General features: G+C 63.6%; 17 protein-coding genes. 8 read left to right on the top strand and 9 right to left on the bottom strand.

Annotated elements, in window-relative coordinates; genetic code table 11:
* Positions 1-41: 41 nt before the first annotated feature.
* The 7 genes from ACKAMS_RS00020 to ACKAMS_RS00050 all read right to left on the bottom strand — a co-directional run bounded on the left by ACKAMS_RS00020 (position 42) and on the right by ACKAMS_RS00050 (position 6,689).
* Positions 42-464, bottom strand: coding sequence for a metal-sulfur cluster assembly factor (locus ACKAMS_RS00020; protein WP_003944963.1), 423 nt, complete (start codon positions 462-464; stop codon positions 42-44).
* Entirely contained in the window at positions 461-964 is a 504-nt protein-coding gene (sufU, locus tag ACKAMS_RS00025) for a Fe-S cluster assembly sulfur transfer protein SufU (protein ID WP_408988469.1), read from the bottom strand. Before sufU ends, ACKAMS_RS00020 begins: the two co-directional genes overlap by 4 nt.
* A 3-nt stretch (positions 965-967) precedes the next feature.
* Positions 968-2,233: a cysteine desulfurase gene (locus ACKAMS_RS00030; protein WP_003944865.1), complete on the bottom strand. Its 1,266-nt coding sequence runs from the start codon at positions 2,231-2,233 to the stop codon at positions 968-970.
* Between the two features lie 5 nt (positions 2,234-2,238).
* Positions 2,239-3,045 (bottom strand): Fe-S cluster assembly ATPase SufC, encoded by an 807-nt coding sequence (sufC, locus tag ACKAMS_RS00035; protein WP_003944795.1) that lies wholly within the window; start codon positions 3,043-3,045, stop codon positions 2,239-2,241.
* A 61-nt stretch (positions 3,046-3,106) separates the two neighbouring features.
* On the bottom strand, positions 3,107-4,327 hold the full coding sequence (gene sufD / locus ACKAMS_RS00040) for a Fe-S cluster assembly protein SufD (RefSeq protein ID WP_020907733.1): 1,221 nt from the start codon (positions 4,325-4,327) through the stop codon (positions 3,107-3,109).
* Positions 4,327-5,787: a Fe-S cluster assembly protein SufB gene (gene sufB / locus ACKAMS_RS00045; RefSeq protein WP_003944799.1), complete on the bottom strand. Its 1,461-nt coding sequence runs from the start codon at positions 5,785-5,787 to the stop codon at positions 4,327-4,329. Before sufB ends, sufD begins: the two co-directional genes overlap by 1 nt.
* Positions 5,788-5,942: 155 nt before the next feature.
* Positions 5,943-6,689, bottom strand: coding sequence for a helix-turn-helix transcriptional regulator (locus tag ACKAMS_RS00050; protein WP_397510284.1), 747 nt, complete (start codon positions 6,687-6,689; stop codon positions 5,943-5,945).
* A gap of 130 nt (positions 6,690-6,819) precedes the next feature.
* Here ACKAMS_RS00050 and mptB point away from each other — a divergent pair, with 130 nt between their 5' ends.
* The 5 genes from mptB to ACKAMS_RS00075 all read left to right on the top strand — a co-directional run bounded on the left by mptB (position 6,820) and on the right by ACKAMS_RS00075 (position 12,916).
* The gene (mptB, locus tag ACKAMS_RS00055; protein ID WP_092764021.1) at positions 6,820-8,574 is read left to right on the top strand and encodes a polyprenol phosphomannose-dependent alpha 1,6 mannosyltransferase MptB; all 1,755 of its coding nucleotides are present in this window, start codon (positions 6,820-6,822) and stop codon (positions 8,572-8,574) included.
* Positions 8,571-9,512 carry an ABC transporter ATP-binding protein gene (locus ACKAMS_RS00060; RefSeq protein ID WP_007727917.1) on the top strand — a complete coding sequence of 314 codons (942 nt, stop codon included), beginning with the start codon at positions 8,571-8,573 and terminating at the stop codon, positions 9,510-9,512. The genes mptB and ACKAMS_RS00060 overlap by 4 nt, the downstream gene beginning before the upstream one ends.
* 14 nt (positions 9,513-9,526) lie before the next feature.
* The gene (locus ACKAMS_RS00065) at positions 9,527-10,363 is read left to right on the top strand and encodes an ABC transporter permease (protein WP_370333988.1); all 837 of its coding nucleotides are present in this window, start codon (positions 9,527-9,529) and stop codon (positions 10,361-10,363) included.
* Between the two features lie 47 nt (positions 10,364-10,410).
* Positions 10,411-11,805, top strand: a complete 1,395-nt coding sequence (locus tag ACKAMS_RS00070) for a hypothetical protein (protein ID WP_223257842.1) — start codon at positions 10,411-10,413, stop codon at positions 11,803-11,805.
* Between the two features lie 136 nt (positions 11,806-11,941).
* On the top strand, positions 11,942-12,916 hold the full coding sequence (locus ACKAMS_RS00075) for a heme A synthase (protein WP_175413843.1): 975 nt from the start codon (positions 11,942-11,944) through the stop codon (positions 12,914-12,916).
* A gap of 63 nt (positions 12,917-12,979) precedes the next feature.
* On the opposite strand, the gene ACKAMS_RS00080 is transcribed toward ACKAMS_RS00075, so the two are convergent.
* Positions 12,980-13,342, bottom strand: a complete 363-nt coding sequence (locus ACKAMS_RS00080) for a hypothetical protein (protein WP_408988470.1) — start codon at positions 13,340-13,342, stop codon at positions 12,980-12,982.
* Between the two features lie 83 nt (positions 13,343-13,425).
* Here ACKAMS_RS00080 and ACKAMS_RS00085 point away from each other — a divergent pair, with 83 nt between their 5' ends.
* Entirely contained in the window at positions 13,426-14,391 is a 966-nt protein-coding gene (locus ACKAMS_RS00085; RefSeq protein WP_141487292.1) for a quinone oxidoreductase, read from the top strand.
* Between the two features lie 56 nt (positions 14,392-14,447).
* Here ACKAMS_RS00085 and ACKAMS_RS00090 read toward each other — a convergent pair whose 3' ends face one another.
* Positions 14,448-15,431, bottom strand: a complete 984-nt coding sequence (locus tag ACKAMS_RS00090) for a heme o synthase (protein WP_003944994.1) — start codon at positions 15,429-15,431, stop codon at positions 14,448-14,450.
* 201 nt (positions 15,432-15,632) lie between these two features.
* Between ACKAMS_RS00090 and tkt the strand changes: the two genes are divergently transcribed.
* Both tkt and tal read left to right on the top strand, forming a co-directional pair.
* A complete protein-coding gene (gene tkt, locus ACKAMS_RS00095; protein WP_019748403.1) occupies positions 15,633-17,735 on the top strand; it encodes a transketolase in 2,103 nt (700 codons plus the stop codon).
* A gap of 5 nt (positions 17,736-17,740) precedes the next feature.
* Entirely contained in the window at positions 17,741-18,865 is a 1,125-nt protein-coding gene (gene tal, locus ACKAMS_RS00100; RefSeq protein WP_099697605.1) for a transaldolase, read from the top strand.
* Positions 18,866-18,869 lie beyond the last annotated feature (4 nt).

The raw sequence follows: 18,869 nt of genomic DNA on the forward strand, positions 1-18,869 counted from the left end.
CGGTGAAATGTATTCAGTTGATCGTGCAGCGAGGCTGCTTGTCAGACCGTGAAGCCGAGTGCGCGCAGTTGCTCGCGTCCGTCTTCGGTGATCTTGTCCGGTCCCCACGGCGGCAACCACACCCAGTTGATCTTCATATCGGTACACAGATCGCTACGCACAAGTGCGCCGCGCGCCTGGTCCTCGATCACGTCGGTCAACGGGCACGCCGCCGACGTCAAAGTCATGTCGATCGTGACGACACCGTCGTCTTCGAAGAGTCCGTAGACCAAGCCGAGATCGACGACGTTGATTCCCAGTTCGGGGTCGACGACGTCGCGCATCGCTTCTTCGAGTTCGTCGAGTCGCTCAGGCGACGGGACAGTGCCACTGCCCTGTGCGCCACCGAATTCCGCAGTGGAATCGGGATTCGGATTCACCGGAGCGCCGACCTCGGCGTCCTGCACTGGTTGTGTCTCGGTCATGATCCCTGTCCTTCAGTCGTGTCGACCAATTCACTGCTGCTGTCCGCCGTCGTCACAGCATTGCCGTCGACAATCTGGACTACAGCATCCTTGAATGCCATCCATCCGAGCAAGGCGCACTTCACGCGTGCCGGATACTTCGAGACACCGACGAACGCGATGCCGTCGCCGAGAACGTCCTCGTCCCCTTCGACGGTGCCCCGACTGCTCACCATCTCGTTGAACGCCGTCACCGTCTTCAGTGCGTCGGTGACCTGCATCCCGATGACGAGGTCGTTCAGCACCGACGTCGACGCCTGGCTGATCGAACAACCCTGCCCGTCGTACGAGACGTCGGAGACCGTTCCGTCCTCGGATATCTGGACGCGCAACGTCACCTCGTCGCCACACGTCGGGTTGACGTGGTGCACCTCGGCGCCGAACGGCTCACGGAGTCCGCGGCCGTGCGGATGTTTGTAGTGATCGAGGATCACTTCCTGATACATCTGCTCCATGCGCATGATTCAGTTCAACTCCCCTGCGACACCGAAAAATTCCTGCGCACGCTTGATCGCTGCAACGAGAACATCGATTTCCGCGGTGGTGTTGTAGAGCGCAAACGACGCACGGGCCGTCGCAGCGACACCGAACTTACGATGCAGCGGCCACGCGCAATGGTGTCCGACGCGGATCGCGACGCCCTCGTCGTCGAGGATCTGGCCGAGGTCGTGGGCGTGAATACCGTCCACGACAAAGGAAATCGCGCCGCCGCGGTTCTCGGACGTCTGCGGTCCGATGATGCGCAGACCTTCGATCGCCGACAACTTTTCGAGAGCAGCCTCCACCAACACGTGCTCGTGCGCGGCGACGGCGTCCATCCCGAAGGTGTTCAGGTAATCCACGGCAGCGCCCAGTCCGACCACCTGTGAGGTCATCGGTACGCCGGCTTCGAAACGCTGAGGCGGCGGCGCGTAGGTGCTGACCTCCATGGTGACCGTCTCGATCATCGATCCGCCGGTGATGAACGGAGGCATCGCTGCCAGCAGTTCACGACGGCCGTAGAGAACTCCGACCCCCGAAGGGCCGAGCATCTTGTGACCCGAGAACGCCGCGTAGTCCACTCCCAGTTCGTGGAAGTCGACGGCCATGTGAGGCACCGACTGGCACGCGTCGAGCACGACGAGTGCACCGACGGCGCGTGCTCGTCGCACCAATTCCTCGACGGGCGCGATCGCGCCGGTCACGTTGGACTGGTGGGTGAACGAAACGACCTTCACCGCGTCTGTCAGCTCCAGCGAATCGAGATCGATCCGGCCGTCGTCGGTGACGCCGTACCACTTGAGCGTCGCACCGGTGCGGCGCGCAAGTTCCTGCCAGGGAACGAGGTTGGCGTGGTGTTCGAGTTCGGTGATGACGATTTCGTCGCCAGGACCGACGTGGCGGTCGAAGCGATCGTCACCGAGAACGTAGGTCACCAGATTGAGAGCCTCGGTGGCGTTCTTGGTGAACACCAACTCGTCCGAATCCGCGCCCACGAAAGAAGCGATGGTGGCGCGAGCATTCTCGTACGCGTCTGTCGCCTCTTCTGCGAGCTGATGAGCACCCCGGTGTACTGCCGCGTTACACGTGGTCAGGAAGTCCCGTTCGGCATCGAGAACCTGGACCGGACGCTGCGAGGTAGCGCCGGAATCCAAGTACACCAAAGGTTTTCCGTCGCGCACGGTTCGCGCCAGGATCGGGAAGTCGGCCCGAACCGCTGTGACGTCGAGCTCGCGCACCGAGGTGGTCATCGTGATTACGCTCCCTGGGTAGCTGCGGTGTCCGCGGTGAAACGAACGTAGCCGTTGGTCTCGAGCTCGTCGGCCAGCTCCGGTCCACCCGACTCGACGATGCGGCCACCGACGAACACGTGAACGAAGTCGGGGTTGATGTAGCGCAGAATGCGCGTGTAGTGCGTGATCAGCAGAACGCCGCCGTTCTCGCGCTCCTTGTAGCGGTTGACGCCTTCGGAGACGGTGCGCAGAGCGTCGACGTCGAGGCCGGAGTCGGTCTCGTCGAGGATCGCGATCTTCGGCTTGAGCATGCCCAACTGCAGGATCTCGTGGCGCTTCTTCTCGCCACCGGAGAAGCCTTCGTTGACCGAGCGCTCGATGAACGAGGGATCGATCTCGAGCTCGCTGAGGGCTTCCTTGACTTCCTTGACCCAGTGGCGCAGCTTGGGAGCCTCGCCTCGCACGGCCGTAGCGGCGGTGCGCAGGAAGTTGGACATGGAAACGCCGGGAACCTCGACGGGGTACTGCATTGCCAGGAAGAGCCCGGCACGTGCACGCTCGTCGACGCTCATTGCGAGGACGTCTTCACCGTTGAGGGTGATGGAGCCGGACGTGACCTGGTACTTGGGGTGACCGGCGATGGCGTATGACAGAGTCGACTTGCCGGAGCCGTTGGGGCCCATGATCGCGTGGGTCTCCCCCGAGCGGACCGTCAGGTCGACGCCCTTGAGGATCTGGATGGGCTCGGCGTTGGCATCGGAGTTGGCGACCTCGACGTGCAGGTCACGAACCTCGAGGACCGAGGTGGTGGTGTTGTCACTGGTAGACATGAAATTCCTTCAAGATGAGGCGGGCGAGCGTAGCGACGGGGTGGTGTCGCAGGCGGGGCGGTCAGGAGCCGACGGCTGCGAGTTCGGCTTCGACTGCGGCTTCGAGGCGATCGCGCACCTCGGGAACAGCGATCTTGTTGATGATTTCGTGGAAGAACCCACGTACGACCAGACGACGAGCCTGATCCTCCGGGATACCACGAGCACGCAGGTAGAACAGCTGCTCGTCGTCGAAACGTCCCGTTGCACTTGCGTGGCCGGCACCGACGATCTCACCGGTCTCGATTTCGAGGTTCGGAACCGAGTCGGCGCGGGCGCCGTCGGTCAGCACCAGGTTGCGGTTGAGCTCGAACGTGTCGGTGCCCTCCGCTGCGGCGCGGATGAGAACGTCGCCGATCCACACGGTGTGCGCGTCGGGCTTGCCGGATCCGGGATCGCCCTGAAGCGCACCCTTGTAGACCACGTTGGACTTGCAGTTGGGCTGCGAATGATCCACCAGCAGACGCTGTTCCAGATGCTGGCCGGCGTCGGCGAAGTACAGGCCGAGCAGTTCGGCGTCGCCGCCCGGTCCGTCGTACTTGACGGTGGCGGACAGGCGAACCAGGTCGCCGCCCAGGCTGATCGAGGTGTATCGAAGCACTGCGTCGCGATTCAGGCGAGCGTGGTGTGACGTCACGTGAACTGCGTCGTCCGCCCAGTCCTGGATGGCCACCACGGTCAGCTGCGAACTGTCACCGAGAACGAATTCGATGTTCTCCGCGAAGGTTCCGCTGCCGCGCTGGTCGATCACGAACGTCGCCTTGGCGAACTGTGCCAGGTGAATCTGGGTGTGTCCGTAGGCGACGTTGTCGACTCCGGGGCCGGTCATGGTGACCACGACTGGCTTCTCGACCTCGACCTCGGCGCCCACCGAGATGACCGTTGCAGTCTCGAAGCTCGAATACGCCTGCGCTGCAATGCGATCAGCGGGAACGCCGGCTTTGCCCAGACGCGCGTCGTCACGGCCGACGGTCTCGACGGTGATGTCGCTTCCCCCGTCGACCTCGACGGTGACCTGTCCGTTGGCGACGGCGCTGCCGTCATGCAGTCCCCGGAGACGACGCAGCGGGGTGAACCGCCAGATCTCGTCACGTCCGCCGGGAACCTCGAATGCATTGACGTCGAACGAGGAGAACTGCTCGCCCTTGTTCGTGATAGGTGAGCCTGTGGCTGCACCCTTTACAGGAGCGGTCGGGTTCTCCCCGGCAACAGCTCCGATGACTCCGGTCTCTGGCGTGGTCACTAACCCACAGCCCCTTCCATCTGAAGTTCGATAAGGCGGTTGAGCTCGAGCGCGTACTCCATCGGGAGTTCCTTCGCGATGGGCTCGACGAATCCACGCACGATGGTGGCCATCGCCTCGTCCTCGGTCAGTCCGCGGCTCATCAGGTAGAAGAGCTGATCGTCACTGACCTTGGAGACGGTGGCCTCGTGACCCATGGTGACGTCGTCCTCGCGGATGTCGACGTACGGGTAGGTGTCGCTTCGGCTGATCTGGTCGACCAGCAGAGCGTCACACTTGACGGTCGACTTGGAGCCGTGGGCACCCTTGTTGACCTGCACCAGACCGCGGTACGACGCACGTCCACCACCACGGGCGACAGACTTGCTGATGATGGTCGAGGACGTGTGCGGCGCGAGGTGGAGCATCTTGGCGCCGGTGTCCTGGTGCTGGCCCTCGCCGGAGAACGCAACGGAGAGAACCTCACCGCGGGCGTACTCGCCCATCAGCCACACGGCCGGGTACTTCATGGTGACCTTGGAGCCGATGTTGCCGTCGACCCACTCCATGGATCCGCCTGCCTCGACCTTGGTGCGCTTGGTCACCAGGTTGTAGACGTTGTTGGACCAGTTCTGGATGGTCGTGTAGCGGCAGTGGCCGCCCTTCTTCACGATGATCTCGACGACGGCCGAGTGCAGTGAATCGGACTTGTAGATCGGCGCGGTGCAACCCTCGACGTAGTGCACGGAGGCATCTTCGTCGACGATGATCAGGGTGCGCTCGAACTGACCCATGTTCTCGGTGTTGATGCGGAAGTACGCCTGCAACGGGATGTCCACGTGGACTCCCGGCGGAACGTAGATGAACGAGCCACCGGACCACACGGCGGTGTTCAGCGCGGAGAACTTGTTGTCGCCGGCCGGGATGACCGATCCGAAGTACTCCTTGAACAGCTCCGGGTGCTGCTTGAGACCGGTGTCCGTGTCGAGGAAGATGACGCCCTGCTCCTCGAGGTCCTCACGGATCGAGTGGTAGACGACCTCGGACTCGTACTGAGCTGCGACGCCGGCCACGAGGCGCTGCTTCTCCGCCTCGGGGATGCCGAGCTTGTCGTACGTGTTCTTGATGTCCTCGGGCAGATCTTCCCACGACTCGGCCTGCTTCTCGCTGGACCGGACGAAGTACTTGATGTTGTCGAAGTGAATACCTTCGAGGTCGCTGCCCCAGTTCGGCATCGGCTTCTTGTCGAAGGTGCGCAGCGCCTTGAGGCGGATGTCGAGCATCCACTCGGGCTCGCTCTTCTTGGCGGAGATGTCCCGCACGACAGCCTCGGACAACCCGCGCTGCGCGCTGGCTCCGGCTTCGTCGGAATCGGACCAGCCGTAGCCGTAATGACCGAGGGACGCGATGGTCTCTTCCTGCGTGAGCGGCTCGGTGCCTGCTGCCGCAGTGGTAGTCGCCTGGTCTGATGTGACGGTCATGCGAGCTCCTTCCGGAGTCTTGTTTCTTGACGGCTGCTCGGTTTCAGCGAGGGCTGGTCGCTGTGGTCGAGCAGTTCTGACTTTGAAGAACTAGCTGAAAAATCTCTATTCGAACGCTGCACGGTGGCAACGCTCGGTAGAACACTGTGGTCCGGTCATCTACTCCCGGTGGACACGAGGGGCACGTGCGTCGTGCAGGCGCAGTCACCGTTGGCGATGGTCGCCAGACGCTGGACATGAGTCCCGAGCAATTGCCGGAATGCTTGCTGCTCTGCCTCGCACAGTTCCGGAAACTCTTCTGCCACATGGGAAACCGGGCAATGGTGTTGGCAGATCTGCACGCCGTTGCCGACCGGCCGGGTCGACGCTGCGAACCCCACCGCGTTGAAGGCTTCGGCGATTGCGTCCGCTGTCGCCTCGACGTTGTCGACATCTGTCGGATCAGCCGGTTCGACGTCTCCGACGATCGCCTGGACCCGACGCTTGGCGAACTCCTCGATTGCCGCGTCTCCGCCGATTTCACGGAGTTGCCGCATCGCGGCTCCCGCCAGATCGTCGTAGGTGTGGCCGAGGCGGCCGCGACCGGTCGCGGTGATCTGGAACTGCTTGGCGGGACGACCTCGTCCGCGCTGACGCAGCGACGACGCCGAAGCGGTACGTGCTTCGCCCGACTCGATCAACGCATCCAAGTGACGTCGGACACCTGCGGCACTCAAACCGAGGCGTGTGCCGATTTCGGAGGCGGTAATGGGGCCTTCTTCGAGTAGCAGCTTGACCACTGCCGCCCGCGTCTGACCTTCAACGCTCACCGTAACCGGATTTGCGGCAGCAGTCGGCGAGGCCGCTACAGTGGGCTGACCTGCAACTTCCTTGCTTCGTGGGTCTGACGCATTTCTTTTCACAACACAAGTGTGACGGAATTCTTTTCGCAGGTCTACTAAGGGCAACCTGCATTACATTCGGGAATATCCGGACAACGTACGTTGTTTGTGCTTGTCTGTCCGGCTGGATGGAGCCGCTACGCTGCCTGGTGTGCCGCAGACCCCCGAGAAGACGACGACCGCGCGATCGGCGCGCGCGATCCTGCTGGAAAAACCCAAGGCACTCGCGCTTTCCACAATCGGCGTTCGACCTTTCGGATCCGCTCCCCGGCAGAGTATGGCCGCGGTGCTGCACGGCGACGAGGACGAGCGCCCGGGCCTGAACGCGAAGGAAACCGCACAACTGCGAGGGATCCGCCGATTCGGCGCGACCGGCGCGGTCTTGATGGCAGTCGGAGCGCTCGGCGCCGGCGCACAACCCGTCCTGCAGAATCCGACCGCAGGACTTCGAGTCCTCAGCCTCCCCGGACGTATGCCGACGGTCTCACTCACCATGACGATGACCGGAACCGTGCTCGTCGTTCTCGCCTGGCTGATGATGGGCCGATTTGCAGTCGGGGACATACGCAGCCGTTCCGGCGCACCGCGGCGCATGACCCGTTCCCAGTTGGACCGCACACTCCTGCTGTGGATCCTGCCGCTCTCGGTCGCACCGCCGATGTTCAGCCGCGACGTCTACTCGTATCTGGCACAAAGCGAAATCGCGGCCCGTGGACTCGATCCGTACGCCATCGGCCCCAAGGCGGCACTGGGCGTCGACCACGTTCTCACCCGCACGGTTCCGACGATCTGGCGCGACACCCCAGCTCCGTACGGTCCGTTCTTCCTGTGGCTGGGACGCGGGATCAGCTCACTGACCGGCGACAACATCGTGGCCGGAATCTTCTTGCACCGCTTGCTCGCATTGGCCGGCGTCGCGCTCATCGTGTGGGCGATACCTCGACTGGCCAAGCGATGCGGTGTCTCTGCCGTCAGTTCGCTCTGGCTCGGTGCCGCGAACCCGCTGTTGCTCTTCCACTTGGTGGCCGGCATCCACAACGAAGCGCTCATGCTCGGGTTGATGCTCGCCGGAATCGAGATCGCCCTCCGCGCAGTCGAAGGGTCCGGGCCCATCCGTGGGCAAGCGCTGTTCTATCTCATTGCGGGATCAGGTTTGATCGCGTTGTCGTCGACCGTCAAGATTCCGTCCTTGCTTGCGCTGGGATTTGTCGGCATGGCCTTGGCTCGGCGTTGGGGTGGAACCTGGAAAGCCCTGGCGGGAGCCGCGATTCTCCTGGGCATCGTTGCCGCTGTCGTCACGTTTGTCATCAGCGTGGCCAGTGGGCTCGGTATGGGTTGGATCAACACCCTCGACACCGCCACCGCAGTCCGGAGTTGGATGTCCATCCCGACGCTCTTGGGCGTCGGCACGGGATTGGCCGGTGTACTGCTCGGACTCGGCGATCACACGACGGCGATCCTCACGATCACGCGTCCCATCGCGACTCTCGTCGCCATGCTCGTCACCGCACGGATGATGATCTCGGTGTACATGGGCCGCATACACCCGGTCGGTGGACTCGGCATCGCGCTCGGAGCGATCGTTCTCCTGTTCCCCGTCGTTCAGCCGTGGTATCTGCTGTGGGCGATCCTTCCGCTGGCCGCGTGGGCAACCGCACCGATTTTCCGCATCCCTGCCGTCGTCTTCACCTCGATCGTCAGCGTCATGTTGATGTCCAACGGCGCCGAATACCTTCCGTTCATGATCGTGCAGGCCGTCATCGCGACCATCCTCACCGCCGGAACGCTCATCGTCTTCACCCGCAATTCACTCCCCTGGCGTAGCGACAAGCCAGTAGCGGAGATCACGAAAGGCGGACCGGTAGACGAAGACAACTCGGCGGGGGCTTACGCTGATTCCCCGTGACCTCGAGAGCCTCCAGATCGTCGACGCCGGCGGTACAGATCCAGGGTGTCGTCAAGTCCTTCGACGGTGTTCGAGCCGTCGACGGTATCGATCTCACTGTCGAGACGGCCCAGGTCGTTGCCCTGCTCGGCCCCAACGGAGCCGGTAAGACAACCACCGTCGAGATGTGCGAAGGGTTTGTCACCCCCGATGCCGGCACGGTTCGAGTGCTCGGTCTCGACCCCATCGCCGACTCCGGTGAAGTCCGCTCACGAATCGGCGTCATGTTGCAGGGCGGCGGCGCGTACCCCGGGTCCAAGGCCGGGGAAATGCTCGACCTCGTGGCCGCATACTCGGCCGACCCGCTCGATCCCGCCTGGCTCCTTTCCAAACTCGGCCTCACCGATGCGCGCAAGACCCCGTACCGCCGTCTCTCCGGAGGCCAGCAGCAACGACTGTCCCTGGCGTGCGCGCTGGTCGGCCGCCCCGAATTGGTATTTCTGGACGAACCCACCGCTGGGCTCGACGCTCAGGCGCGCCTGCTCGTGTGGGAACTCATCGACGCTCTGCGACGCGACGGCGTGAGCGTCCTGCTCACCACACACCTCATGGACGAGGCCGAAGCACTCGCCGACGAACTGGTCATCATCGACCACGGCAAGATCGTCGCATCGGGAACGCCGGCCGAGGTCACCAGCAAGGGCGCCGAAGGACAACTCCGTCTGACGACGGTTCCCGGTTTGAGCCTCGATTCGCTGGCCGGTTCACTCGCCGGGTTCCGCATCGAGGAATCCAACCCAGGCACCTACGTCGTCGAAGGTGCAATCGATCCGGCAACCGTGGCAACAGTTGCGACGTGGTGTGCCGATCAGGACGTGCTGATCAACGACATTCGCGTCGATCAACGGAGTCTGGAAGACGTCTTCCTCGAATTGACGGGCCGGGAACTGAGGGGATGACGGAGATCAAGGTCATGAACGAAACAGCGTCGAACGGCCAGAGCAGTCCCATCAGCGTTGCCAGAGACCGACGGCTCGCCGAGAACCGCTTCGAGCCAGGCACCTTCTCGCCGGATCCCCGCCCCAATTCGGCGGCCAAGATGCTGGCGGCGCAGACCAAACTGGAGCTGACACTTCTGCTCCGCAACGGTGAGCAATTGCTGCTCACCATGTTCATCCCGATCACCCTGCTCATCGGACTGTGTCTACTTCCGATCGGCGATTTGGGCGATTCTCGGGTCGATACCGTGCTCCCTGGTGTCATGATGGTTGCCGTGATGTCGACGGCGTTCACCGGACAGGCCATCGCCGTCGGATTCGATCGCCGATACGGCGCGCTCAAACGACTCGGTGCAACGCCTCTACCGCGGTGGGGAATCATCGCGGGCAAGAGCGCTGCCGTCATCATCGTCGTGGCGCTGCAGTCGCTGTTGCTCGGCGCTATCGGTTTGGCGTTGGGGTGGCGTCCGTCGTTCGTCGAACTTGTACTCGGCGCAGTGGTCATTGCCATCGGTACTGTCACATTTGCAGCGCTTGGCCTGCTGCTCGGCGGTACATTGCGAGCAGAAATCGTTCTCGCGCTCGCCAACGTCCTGTGGTTCATCATGGTGGGCATCGGCAGTGTGGTCTTCGCCAGCGGTGAACTCCCGACCGCTGTTCACACGCTGGTGCGCATTGTTCCGTCCGGCGCCCTGGCACACGCACTCGAAGCGGCCCTCGACACCTCGATGGACTGGTTCTCGATTCTCGTACTTCTCGTCTGGGCCGCAGTGGCCGGAGTCTGCGCAGCAAGGTGGTTCAAGTTCACGTGAGTACACGACGGACAGCTCAGATCGTCGGCTGTGTGGCCGCAACAGTGATGTTGTGTGCCGGACCCGCAACGGCGACCCCTTCGGTGTCCGGTCCACTCGCACCTGCAAATCCGCACCTCGGTCCCGTCGGTACTTCCACCATGCACGGTGACGCGGGCTCGTCCGACGTCACTCCGCTGCCTGGTCCAGGAACCGGCCCACACGAGGTGACAGCTTTCCCGATGATGGCCGCCTGCCCGACGGTCCTCCAGGGTTCCGACGGCATGATCGTCTCGCTCTGCACGACGATGATCGGCCAGATCCCGACCATCCATTTGATCGATCCGAAGGCCGACGCCACACCGTTGGGCCGGTCGGTCGCGCAACTGCCGCTCGCGAAGGGCAGCCTCCTCGGCGGCGTCTACGCCTACCTCGACAACGAGAACCGTCTCGTAGCCGTCGACGGAAACCGTCAACTGGTCCGCATTTCCCATGCGCAGAATCCGGACGGCAGTTGGCGGCTGGAACTCGCGGATGTCATCGATCTCAGTGGTGCGGTTGCCGCCGACGACAACGTCACCGGCCTCGCTCCGGATTGGGACGGCAATGTCTGGTTCGCCACGGGGCACGGCACCGTCGGGTATGTCGGCACAGATCGAATCGCGCACAGCATTGCGCTCCCCGAGGGTGAGCAGGTGCAGAACAGCATCTCCACCTCCCCGACGGGCACTGCCGTCGCAACGACCCACGCGCTTTACCAACTGAAGCGAAGTGGCGACGAAGTCGTCATCGACTGGCGTCAGCCGTACGACCGAGGGCCGGCCCGCAATCCGGGTCAGCTCAGCTGGGGAACCGGATCGACTCCGACATACTTCGGCCCGTCGACGGGCAGCGATTTCTTGACCATCGTCGACAACGCCCACCCGACGGTGAGCTTGCATGTCTATCGCGCTGACACGGGCGCCGAGGTGTGCACGCAGCCGGTGTTGTCCGCGGCCAGCAAGGACGGCTCACCGAGTGGCAGCGAGAACTCCCCCGTCGGCATCGGTCATTCGGTCTACGTGGCCGGCACTTACGGATACCCGTACCCCACGACTCCTGAAGGTGCCGGTCCAGCGGTCCCCGCCACGGCACCCTTCAACGGCGGAATGACCCGGGTCGACATCGATCCGGTCGGCTGCCATGTCGTGTGGGACAACACGATTCGTAGCTCCGCGGTACCGCACCTCTCGACGGCGGACGGCTCGATCTACACCGTCACGCGGGACGGTAATCCGAGCACCTCTCCGCTCGACGGGTACTCGTTCGCGGTGATCGACTCGAAGGACGGGTCACAGATCGGTTCGACTCCGCTGCCGTCGACGATCCTCAACGACACCCTGCAGATGTCGGCACTCATCACCGAGTCGGGCGAGTACTTCCAGGGAACGATCTCGGGAATCGTGCGCGTTCGCGCGAACTGACGCGAGCTGGTCCCGACGACGCGGGGCAGCTCGCTTCGCGCCTGCTTCAACGCCTGCCCTTAACGACGCGGGGCAGGCGCGGAGCGAGCTGGCCCCAACGACACTGTGTAGTTGATGGGGAACTACGATCGTTGGCGTGGTGAATCGTGTGTATGCCGGATTTTTACGCTTGGTGGATCGACTACCTCTCCCCTCGCTGAAAACGCAGAAAATCATCGCGTTCATCGTGATCCTGACGCAGGGCGGCATCGCTGTCACCGGCGCGGTGGTGCGCGTGACGGACTCGGGACTCGGTTGCCCGACGTGGCCGCAGTGCTTCCCAGGTAGCTTCGTCCCGGTCGGCCACGGACAGGTCGCGGTGATTCACCAAGCCGTCGAGTTCGGCAACCGCCTACTCACGTTCCTGGTCGTCATCGTCGCTGCCGCAATCGTGCTCGCGGTGACTCGCGCTCGCCGCCGCAAAGAGGTGCTTGTCTACGCCTGGATGATGCCGCTCGGCACTGTCGTTCAGGCAGTGATCGGCGGTATCACCGTCCTCACAGGTCTCCTGTGGTGGACGGTCGCCATTCACTTGGTTGCGTCGATGCTGATGGTCTGGGTTGCCACGGTGATGTACGCGAAGATCGCGGAACCCGACGAGGCAACAACTCTGGTCGTGATGCCGAAGCCGCTGCGCTGGCTTACCGCGCTGTCCGGTGTCGCGCTGGCCGGCGTATTGGTCGCCGGAACTCTCGTGACGGGTGCAGGTCCCCACGCGGGCGACAAGGGCCTGGAGCGCACGGTTCCGCGCCTGGAGGTCGAGATCGTGACGCTTGTTCATCTGCACTCACAGCTGCTGGTCGGATATCTCGCGCTGGTCGTGGGTCTGACATTCGGTCTATATGCGGTCGGGACATCTGCGGCCGTGAAGATCCGTCTGAAGGTCCTGCTCGGACTGATCCTCGCCCAAGCGCTCATCGGGGTCGTGCAGTACTTCACCGATGTGCCGGAGGTTCTGGTGATCATGCACGTCGCCGGTGCAGGACTGTGCACGGCTGCGACCGCAGCAGTTTGGGCTGCGGGTAAGACCCGCCAGTACACGCCGACCGATTCGCCGATACCGGCTCTCTGACGCTTCAAGACACGTGTGGGGCGTAGGAACACCAAGAGGTGTTCCTACGCCCCACACGTCATTTCAGGCTTCGTTGCGTGCTTTCGGGAACCGGGTCTGGCTGGCGACCCAACCGGCCATCTTCTTGAAGTGGCCTTCCTGGGGGGTGACGATGCTCGTCAGCTCACGCTCCCACTCGGCAACGGTGACGGTGTCGAACGACGCAACGACGGCATTGGCCGTGGCGAGGTCCTCGACGACCTGATCACCGAGGATGCCGTCGGCACCCACGAGAGTGATGCGAACGCCGGCCAGGCCGACCGGCTGAATGACGGCGCTGGCGGTGCCGCCGTGCTCGGCGACGAACTTGGTGATGGCGTTCACCGTGGACTTCGGCAGTTCCGGCGCGGACGGGGTGGCGTCCGACTTCTCGGTATCGGTGCTCATGACTCGACAATACTGGTCGGTAGCCCGGAAGCGACACCAGGCATGGACTGAGCGTCGGCCGTCCCGGGTGTAGAACAGAAACCATGCGAGCCATCTACGTGACCGAGACCGGCGGACCAGAGGTTCTGACTCTGACCGAACAACCCGAACCGACACCCGGCCCAGGCGATCTACTCGTCAGGACCGAAGCGATCGGCATCAATTTCATCGACACGTATTTCCGAATGGGCCAGTACAAGCGCCCGCTCCCCTATATTCCCGGCGACGAAGGCAGCGGCGTCGTCGAAGCTGTCGGTTCCGACGTCACCGAATTCGCCGTTGGTGACCGTGTCGCGTGGGCGGCCGCCACGGGCAGCTACGCCGAGAAGGTGGCTGTTCCCGCCGCAGTCGCCGTGAAAGTGCCTGACGGTGTCCCGGCATCGGCCGCAGCGTCGGCGCTCCTGCAGGGGATGACGGCGCACTACCTCGCTAAGTCGACGTATCCGATCCAGAGCGGCGACACCGTGCTCGTGCACGCAGGCGCGGGCGGCGTCGGGTTGATCCTGACGCAGATGGCCGTCAGCCTCGGGGCGAAGGTCATCACGACTGTGTCGTCGGATGCGAAGGAAGAACTCTCGCGCGGCGCCGGTGCCTCGGAGGTCCTGCGGTACGACGAGGACATCGCAGCGCGAGTCCGGGAGTTGACCGGCGGCGAAGGAGTAGCGGCGGCATACGACGGCGTCGGCGCGACAACTTTTGATTCGAGCCTGGCTTCCGTCCGTATTCGCGGCACTGTCGCATTGTTCGGTGCGGCCAGTGGCCCGGTTCCGCCCGTCGATCCGCAGCGGCTCAATTCATCGGGTTCGCTGTTCCTGACGCGTCCGACGCTCGCACATCACATTCGCACTCGTGAGGAACTGACCTGGCGTGCCGGCGATGTCTTCGACGCCATTGCGGCCGGGAATCTCGATATTCGCGTCGGCGCCGAGTATCCGCTCGCCGATGCGGCAACAGCGCATCGGGATCTGGAGGGTCGAGCAACGACCGGGTCGATCGTTCTGATTCCCTAGCGAAGTGCTGTGCGCCTTTATTAACCGCCCGCGGTTAATAAAGGCGCACAGCAGAATCAGCTGAGCATGTCGCTGATCGTCTGGAGTCCGAGAACCGAGTCGACAGCGAGGCCGACGAAAACGATCGCAAGATAGTTGTTCGACTGCAGGAACAGGCGCAGCGGCTTGACCTGAGCACCGCCGCGAACGCTGCGGTACAGCTGATGAGCCATGAGCAGGAACCACGCACCGGCGACGATGGTGATTGCGGCGTAGATGACGCCCGACGCGGGGACGAGGACAAGCGTTGTGACGACCATCGCCCAGCTGTAGAACAGGATCTGCTTGGTCACGTGCTCCTCGGTGGCGATCACCGGAAGCATGGGAACACCTGCCGCCTTGTAATCCTCTTTGTATCGCATCGCGAGCGCCCAGGTGTGCGGCGGCGTCCAGAAGAAGATGATCAGGAACAGCACGACGGGCTGCCAGCTCAGCGACCCGGTGACAGCGGCCCAGCCTACGAGAACGGGCATGCATCCGGCTGCGCCACCCCAGATGACGTTCTGCCAGGTGCGACGCTTGAGAACCATCGTGTAGATGAGGACGTAGAACGCGATCGTGATCACGACGAGGATGCCGGCCAGGAGGTTGGCTCGCCACCACAGCCACAGGAACGACGCGAGTCCGAGAAGAAGCCCGAATACGAGTGCGTTACGGGTCGGCACCGCCTCGCGGGCCAACGGACGCTTCGCGGTGCGCTTCATGACCTTGTCGATGTCGGCGTCGACGACGCAGTTGAGCGAGTTCGCACTCGCTGCGCCCATCCAGCCACCGAAGAGGGTGCTGAGGATCAGAACGATGTCGACCGTTCCGCGATCTGCCAGCAGCATTGCCGGAATGGTTGCCACCAACAGCAATTCGATGACTCGCGGCTTCGTGAGCGCGATATAAGCCAGAACCTTGCCCGTTGCGCGACCCCACACCGTATCGGTATTGGTCGCCCGCGGGGCGGCACCTGGGCTGCCGAAGCCATGTCCGCTCGGCTGTTGCCCTGTCCGCACGTTCTCTCCTTGCACCACGCGTTACCGCACTAACTGTTCACGACACACTGCTGACACTGTCCTCTACTACGAACGATGGTAGACCGCAGCCATTGAGGAACCGAATCGACCCGGACAGCCAGGACCATTAGGCTGGGTTACGCAGTGGAGGGACACCCCACCCTCGCAATCCACGTACACCATGTCAGGAGACATCTGCCAGTGTCGATCACAGACGAGATCCACGTCCTCACGCAACCCGTCCACCCCTCGGACTGGACCGACCTGGACACCAAGGCTGTCGATACCGCCCGCGTGCTCGCCGCCGACGCGGTTCAGAAGGTCGGCAACGGCCATCCCGGAACTGCAATGAGCTTGGCGCCGTTGGCATACACCCTCTTTCAGCGCATCATGCGCCACGATCCTTCGGATGCAGAATGGGTCGGCCGTGACCGCTTCGTTCTTTCCTGTGGCCATTCGTCCTTGACGCTGTACACCCAGCTCTACCTGTCGGGCTACGGTCTCGAGCTTGCTGACCTCGAAGCTCTCCGCACATGGGGCGCACTGACCCCCGGTCACCCCGAGGTCGGCCACACCGTCGGCGTCGAGATGACCACCGGTCCGCTCGGCCAGGGCCTTGCGTCCGCAGTCGGCATGGCCATGGCTGCGCGTCGTGAGCGCGGGCTGTTCGATCCGGAGACCCCGGTCGGCTCCTCCCCCTTCGACCATCACATCTACGTGATCGCGTCCGACGGTGACATCGAGGAAGGCGTCACCTCCGAGGCGTCGTCACTCGCCGGTGTCCAGGAACTGGGCAACCTGATCGTCTTCTACGACGACAACAAGATCTCCATCGAGCACGACACCGCCATCGCTCTCGGCGAAGATGTCGGAAAGCGCTACGAGGCGTACGGCTGGCACGTTCAGCACGTCGATGGCGGCGAGAACGTCTCCGGCATCCTCGACGCGGTTGCCGCTGCCAAGGCCGTCGTCGATCGTCCGTCCATCATCTTGCTCCGCACCATCATCGGTTTCCCGGCGCCGAAGAAGATGAACACCGGCGACGTTCACGGCTCCGCACTCGGTGCCGACGAGGTCGCTGCGGTCAAGGAAGCCCTCGGCTTCGATCCGAGCAAGTCCTTCGACGTCGACGCCGACGCTCTGGCTCACGCCCGTGAGGTCGTCTCGCGCGGAGCCGACGCACACAAGGCATGGCAGGTCGAGTTCGACGCGTGGGCCGCACGTGAGTCCGAGCGCAAGGAACTCTTCGACCGCCTGTTCGCCGGTGAGTTCCCTGCCGGCTGGGCCGACGCTCTCCCGACCTACGAGGCCGACGCCAAGGGCGTTGCGACTCGCAAGGCCTCCGGTTCGGCACTCAACGCGCTCGGACCGATCCTGCCCGAACTGTGGGGCGGTTCCGCCGACCTCGCCGGCAGCAACAACACCACCATCAAGGGCGCAGATTCGTTCGGCCCCTTCTCCATCTCCACGAGCGACTGGACTGCGCAGCCTTACGGCCGCACGCTTCACTTCGGTATCCGTGAGCACGCGATGGGCTCGATCCTCAACGGCATCGCGCTGCACGGGCCCACCCGTCCGTACGGCGGAACCTTCATGGTCTTCTCCGACTACATGCGTCCGGCGGTTCGCCTGGCTGCACTGATGAAGACTGCCGTCACCTACGTCTGGACCCACGACTCGATCGGTCTCGGCGAAGACGGCCCGACTCACCAGCCGGTCGAGCACCTCGCTGCTCTTCGTGCGATCCCGAACCTCGCCGTCGTCCGCCCGGGTGACGCCAACGAGACCTCGTTCGCATGGCAGGCAGCACTCGAGAACAAGACGGGCCCGACGGCTCTGGCGCTCACCCGCCAGGACATCCCGGTTCTCGAAGGCACCAAGGAGAAGGCTGCCGAAGGCGTCAAGCGCGGCGCTTACGTCCTCGTCGACGCTGCCAACGGTTCGCCCGAGGTCATCTTGCTTGCGACCGGTTCCGAACTGCATCTGGCCACCGAGGCTCGCGAGACCCTCGAAGCTCAGGGCGTCGCAACCCGCGTCGTTTCCGTGCCGTGCCTCGACTGGTTCCTCGAGCAGGATCAGGCGTACCGCGACGAGGTCATTCCGCCCGCCGTCCGCGCACGCGTGTCCGTCGAAGCCGGTATCGCAATGCCGTGGTGGCGCATCCTCGGCGACGCCGGCCAGGCCGTCTCGCTCGAGCATTACGGCGCTTCCGCCGATTACAAGACCTTGTACCGGGAGTTCGGCATCACCGCCGACGCGACTGTCGAAGCCGCGCAGCGCTCCCTCGCATCTGTGAAGGGATGATCTCGATGACACAGAACGTGAATACCGAAAAGCTCTCCGCTGCAGGCGTTTCCATCTGGCTTGACGACCTCTCGCGAGATCGCATCCAGTCCGGCAACCTGCAGAACCTGATCGACACGAAGTCGATCGTGGGTGTCACGACCAACCCGTCGATCTTCCAGGCGGCACTGTCCAAGGGCTCGGCCTACGACGCTCAGGTTCGCGAGTTGGCCGAGCGCGGCGCCGATGTCGACGCCACCATCACGGCCGTCACCACCGACGACGTGCGCGCTGCGTGCGACATCTTGGCCCCGCAGTTCGAGGCCTCGAACGGCGTCGACGGCCGCGTGTCCATCGAGGTCGATCCTCGTCTGGCGCACGACACCGACGCGACTGTCGCGCAGGCGATCGAGCTGCACAAGATCGTCGACCGCCCGAACGTCCTCATCAAGATCCCCGCGACGCTGGCCGGTATCCCCGCCATCGCCAAGGTGATCGGTGAAGGCATCAGCGTCAACGTCACTTTGATCTTCTCGGTCGAGCGCTACGAAGCTGTCATGGGCGCGTACCTCGACGGTCTGGACACCGCCAAGGCTGCCGGCCGCGACATCTCGTCCATCGAGTCGGTCGCCTCGTTCTTCGTCTCCCGTGTGGATTCCGAGATCGACAACCGCCTCACGGCGATCGGCACGCCGGAAGCTCTCCAGCTTCGCGGCAAGGCTGCACTCGCAAACGCTCGTCTGGCGTACAACGCGTACCAGCAGATCTTCGAGGTGCAGCCGCGCTTCCAGGCTCTCCTGGCCGATGGCGCCAAGGCTCAGCGCCCGCTGTGGGCGTCGACCGGCGTGAAGAACCCGGATTACCCGGACACGCTCTACGTCACCGAGCTGGTTGCGCCCAACACGGTCAACACCATGCCGGAGAAGACGCTCGACGCTCTCGCCGACCACGGTGAGATCACGGGCGACACGATTTCGGGCACCGCTCAGGACTCGCAGGTCGTCTTCGATCAGCTCGCAGCTGTCGGCATCGATCTTGCGGACGTGTTCAAGGTCCTCGAGACCGAGGGCGTCGACAAGTTCGAGGTGTCCTGGAACGAGTTGCTCGACGCAACTGCCGAGCAGCTTCGCGCAGCAACCCAGAAGAGCTGAGCCT

It is taken from the genome of Rhodococcus sp. 5A-K4, assembly GCF_046097995.1.
GTDB lineage: Bacteria > Actinomycetota > Actinomycetes > Mycobacteriales > Mycobacteriaceae > Rhodococcus_F > Rhodococcus_F erythropolis.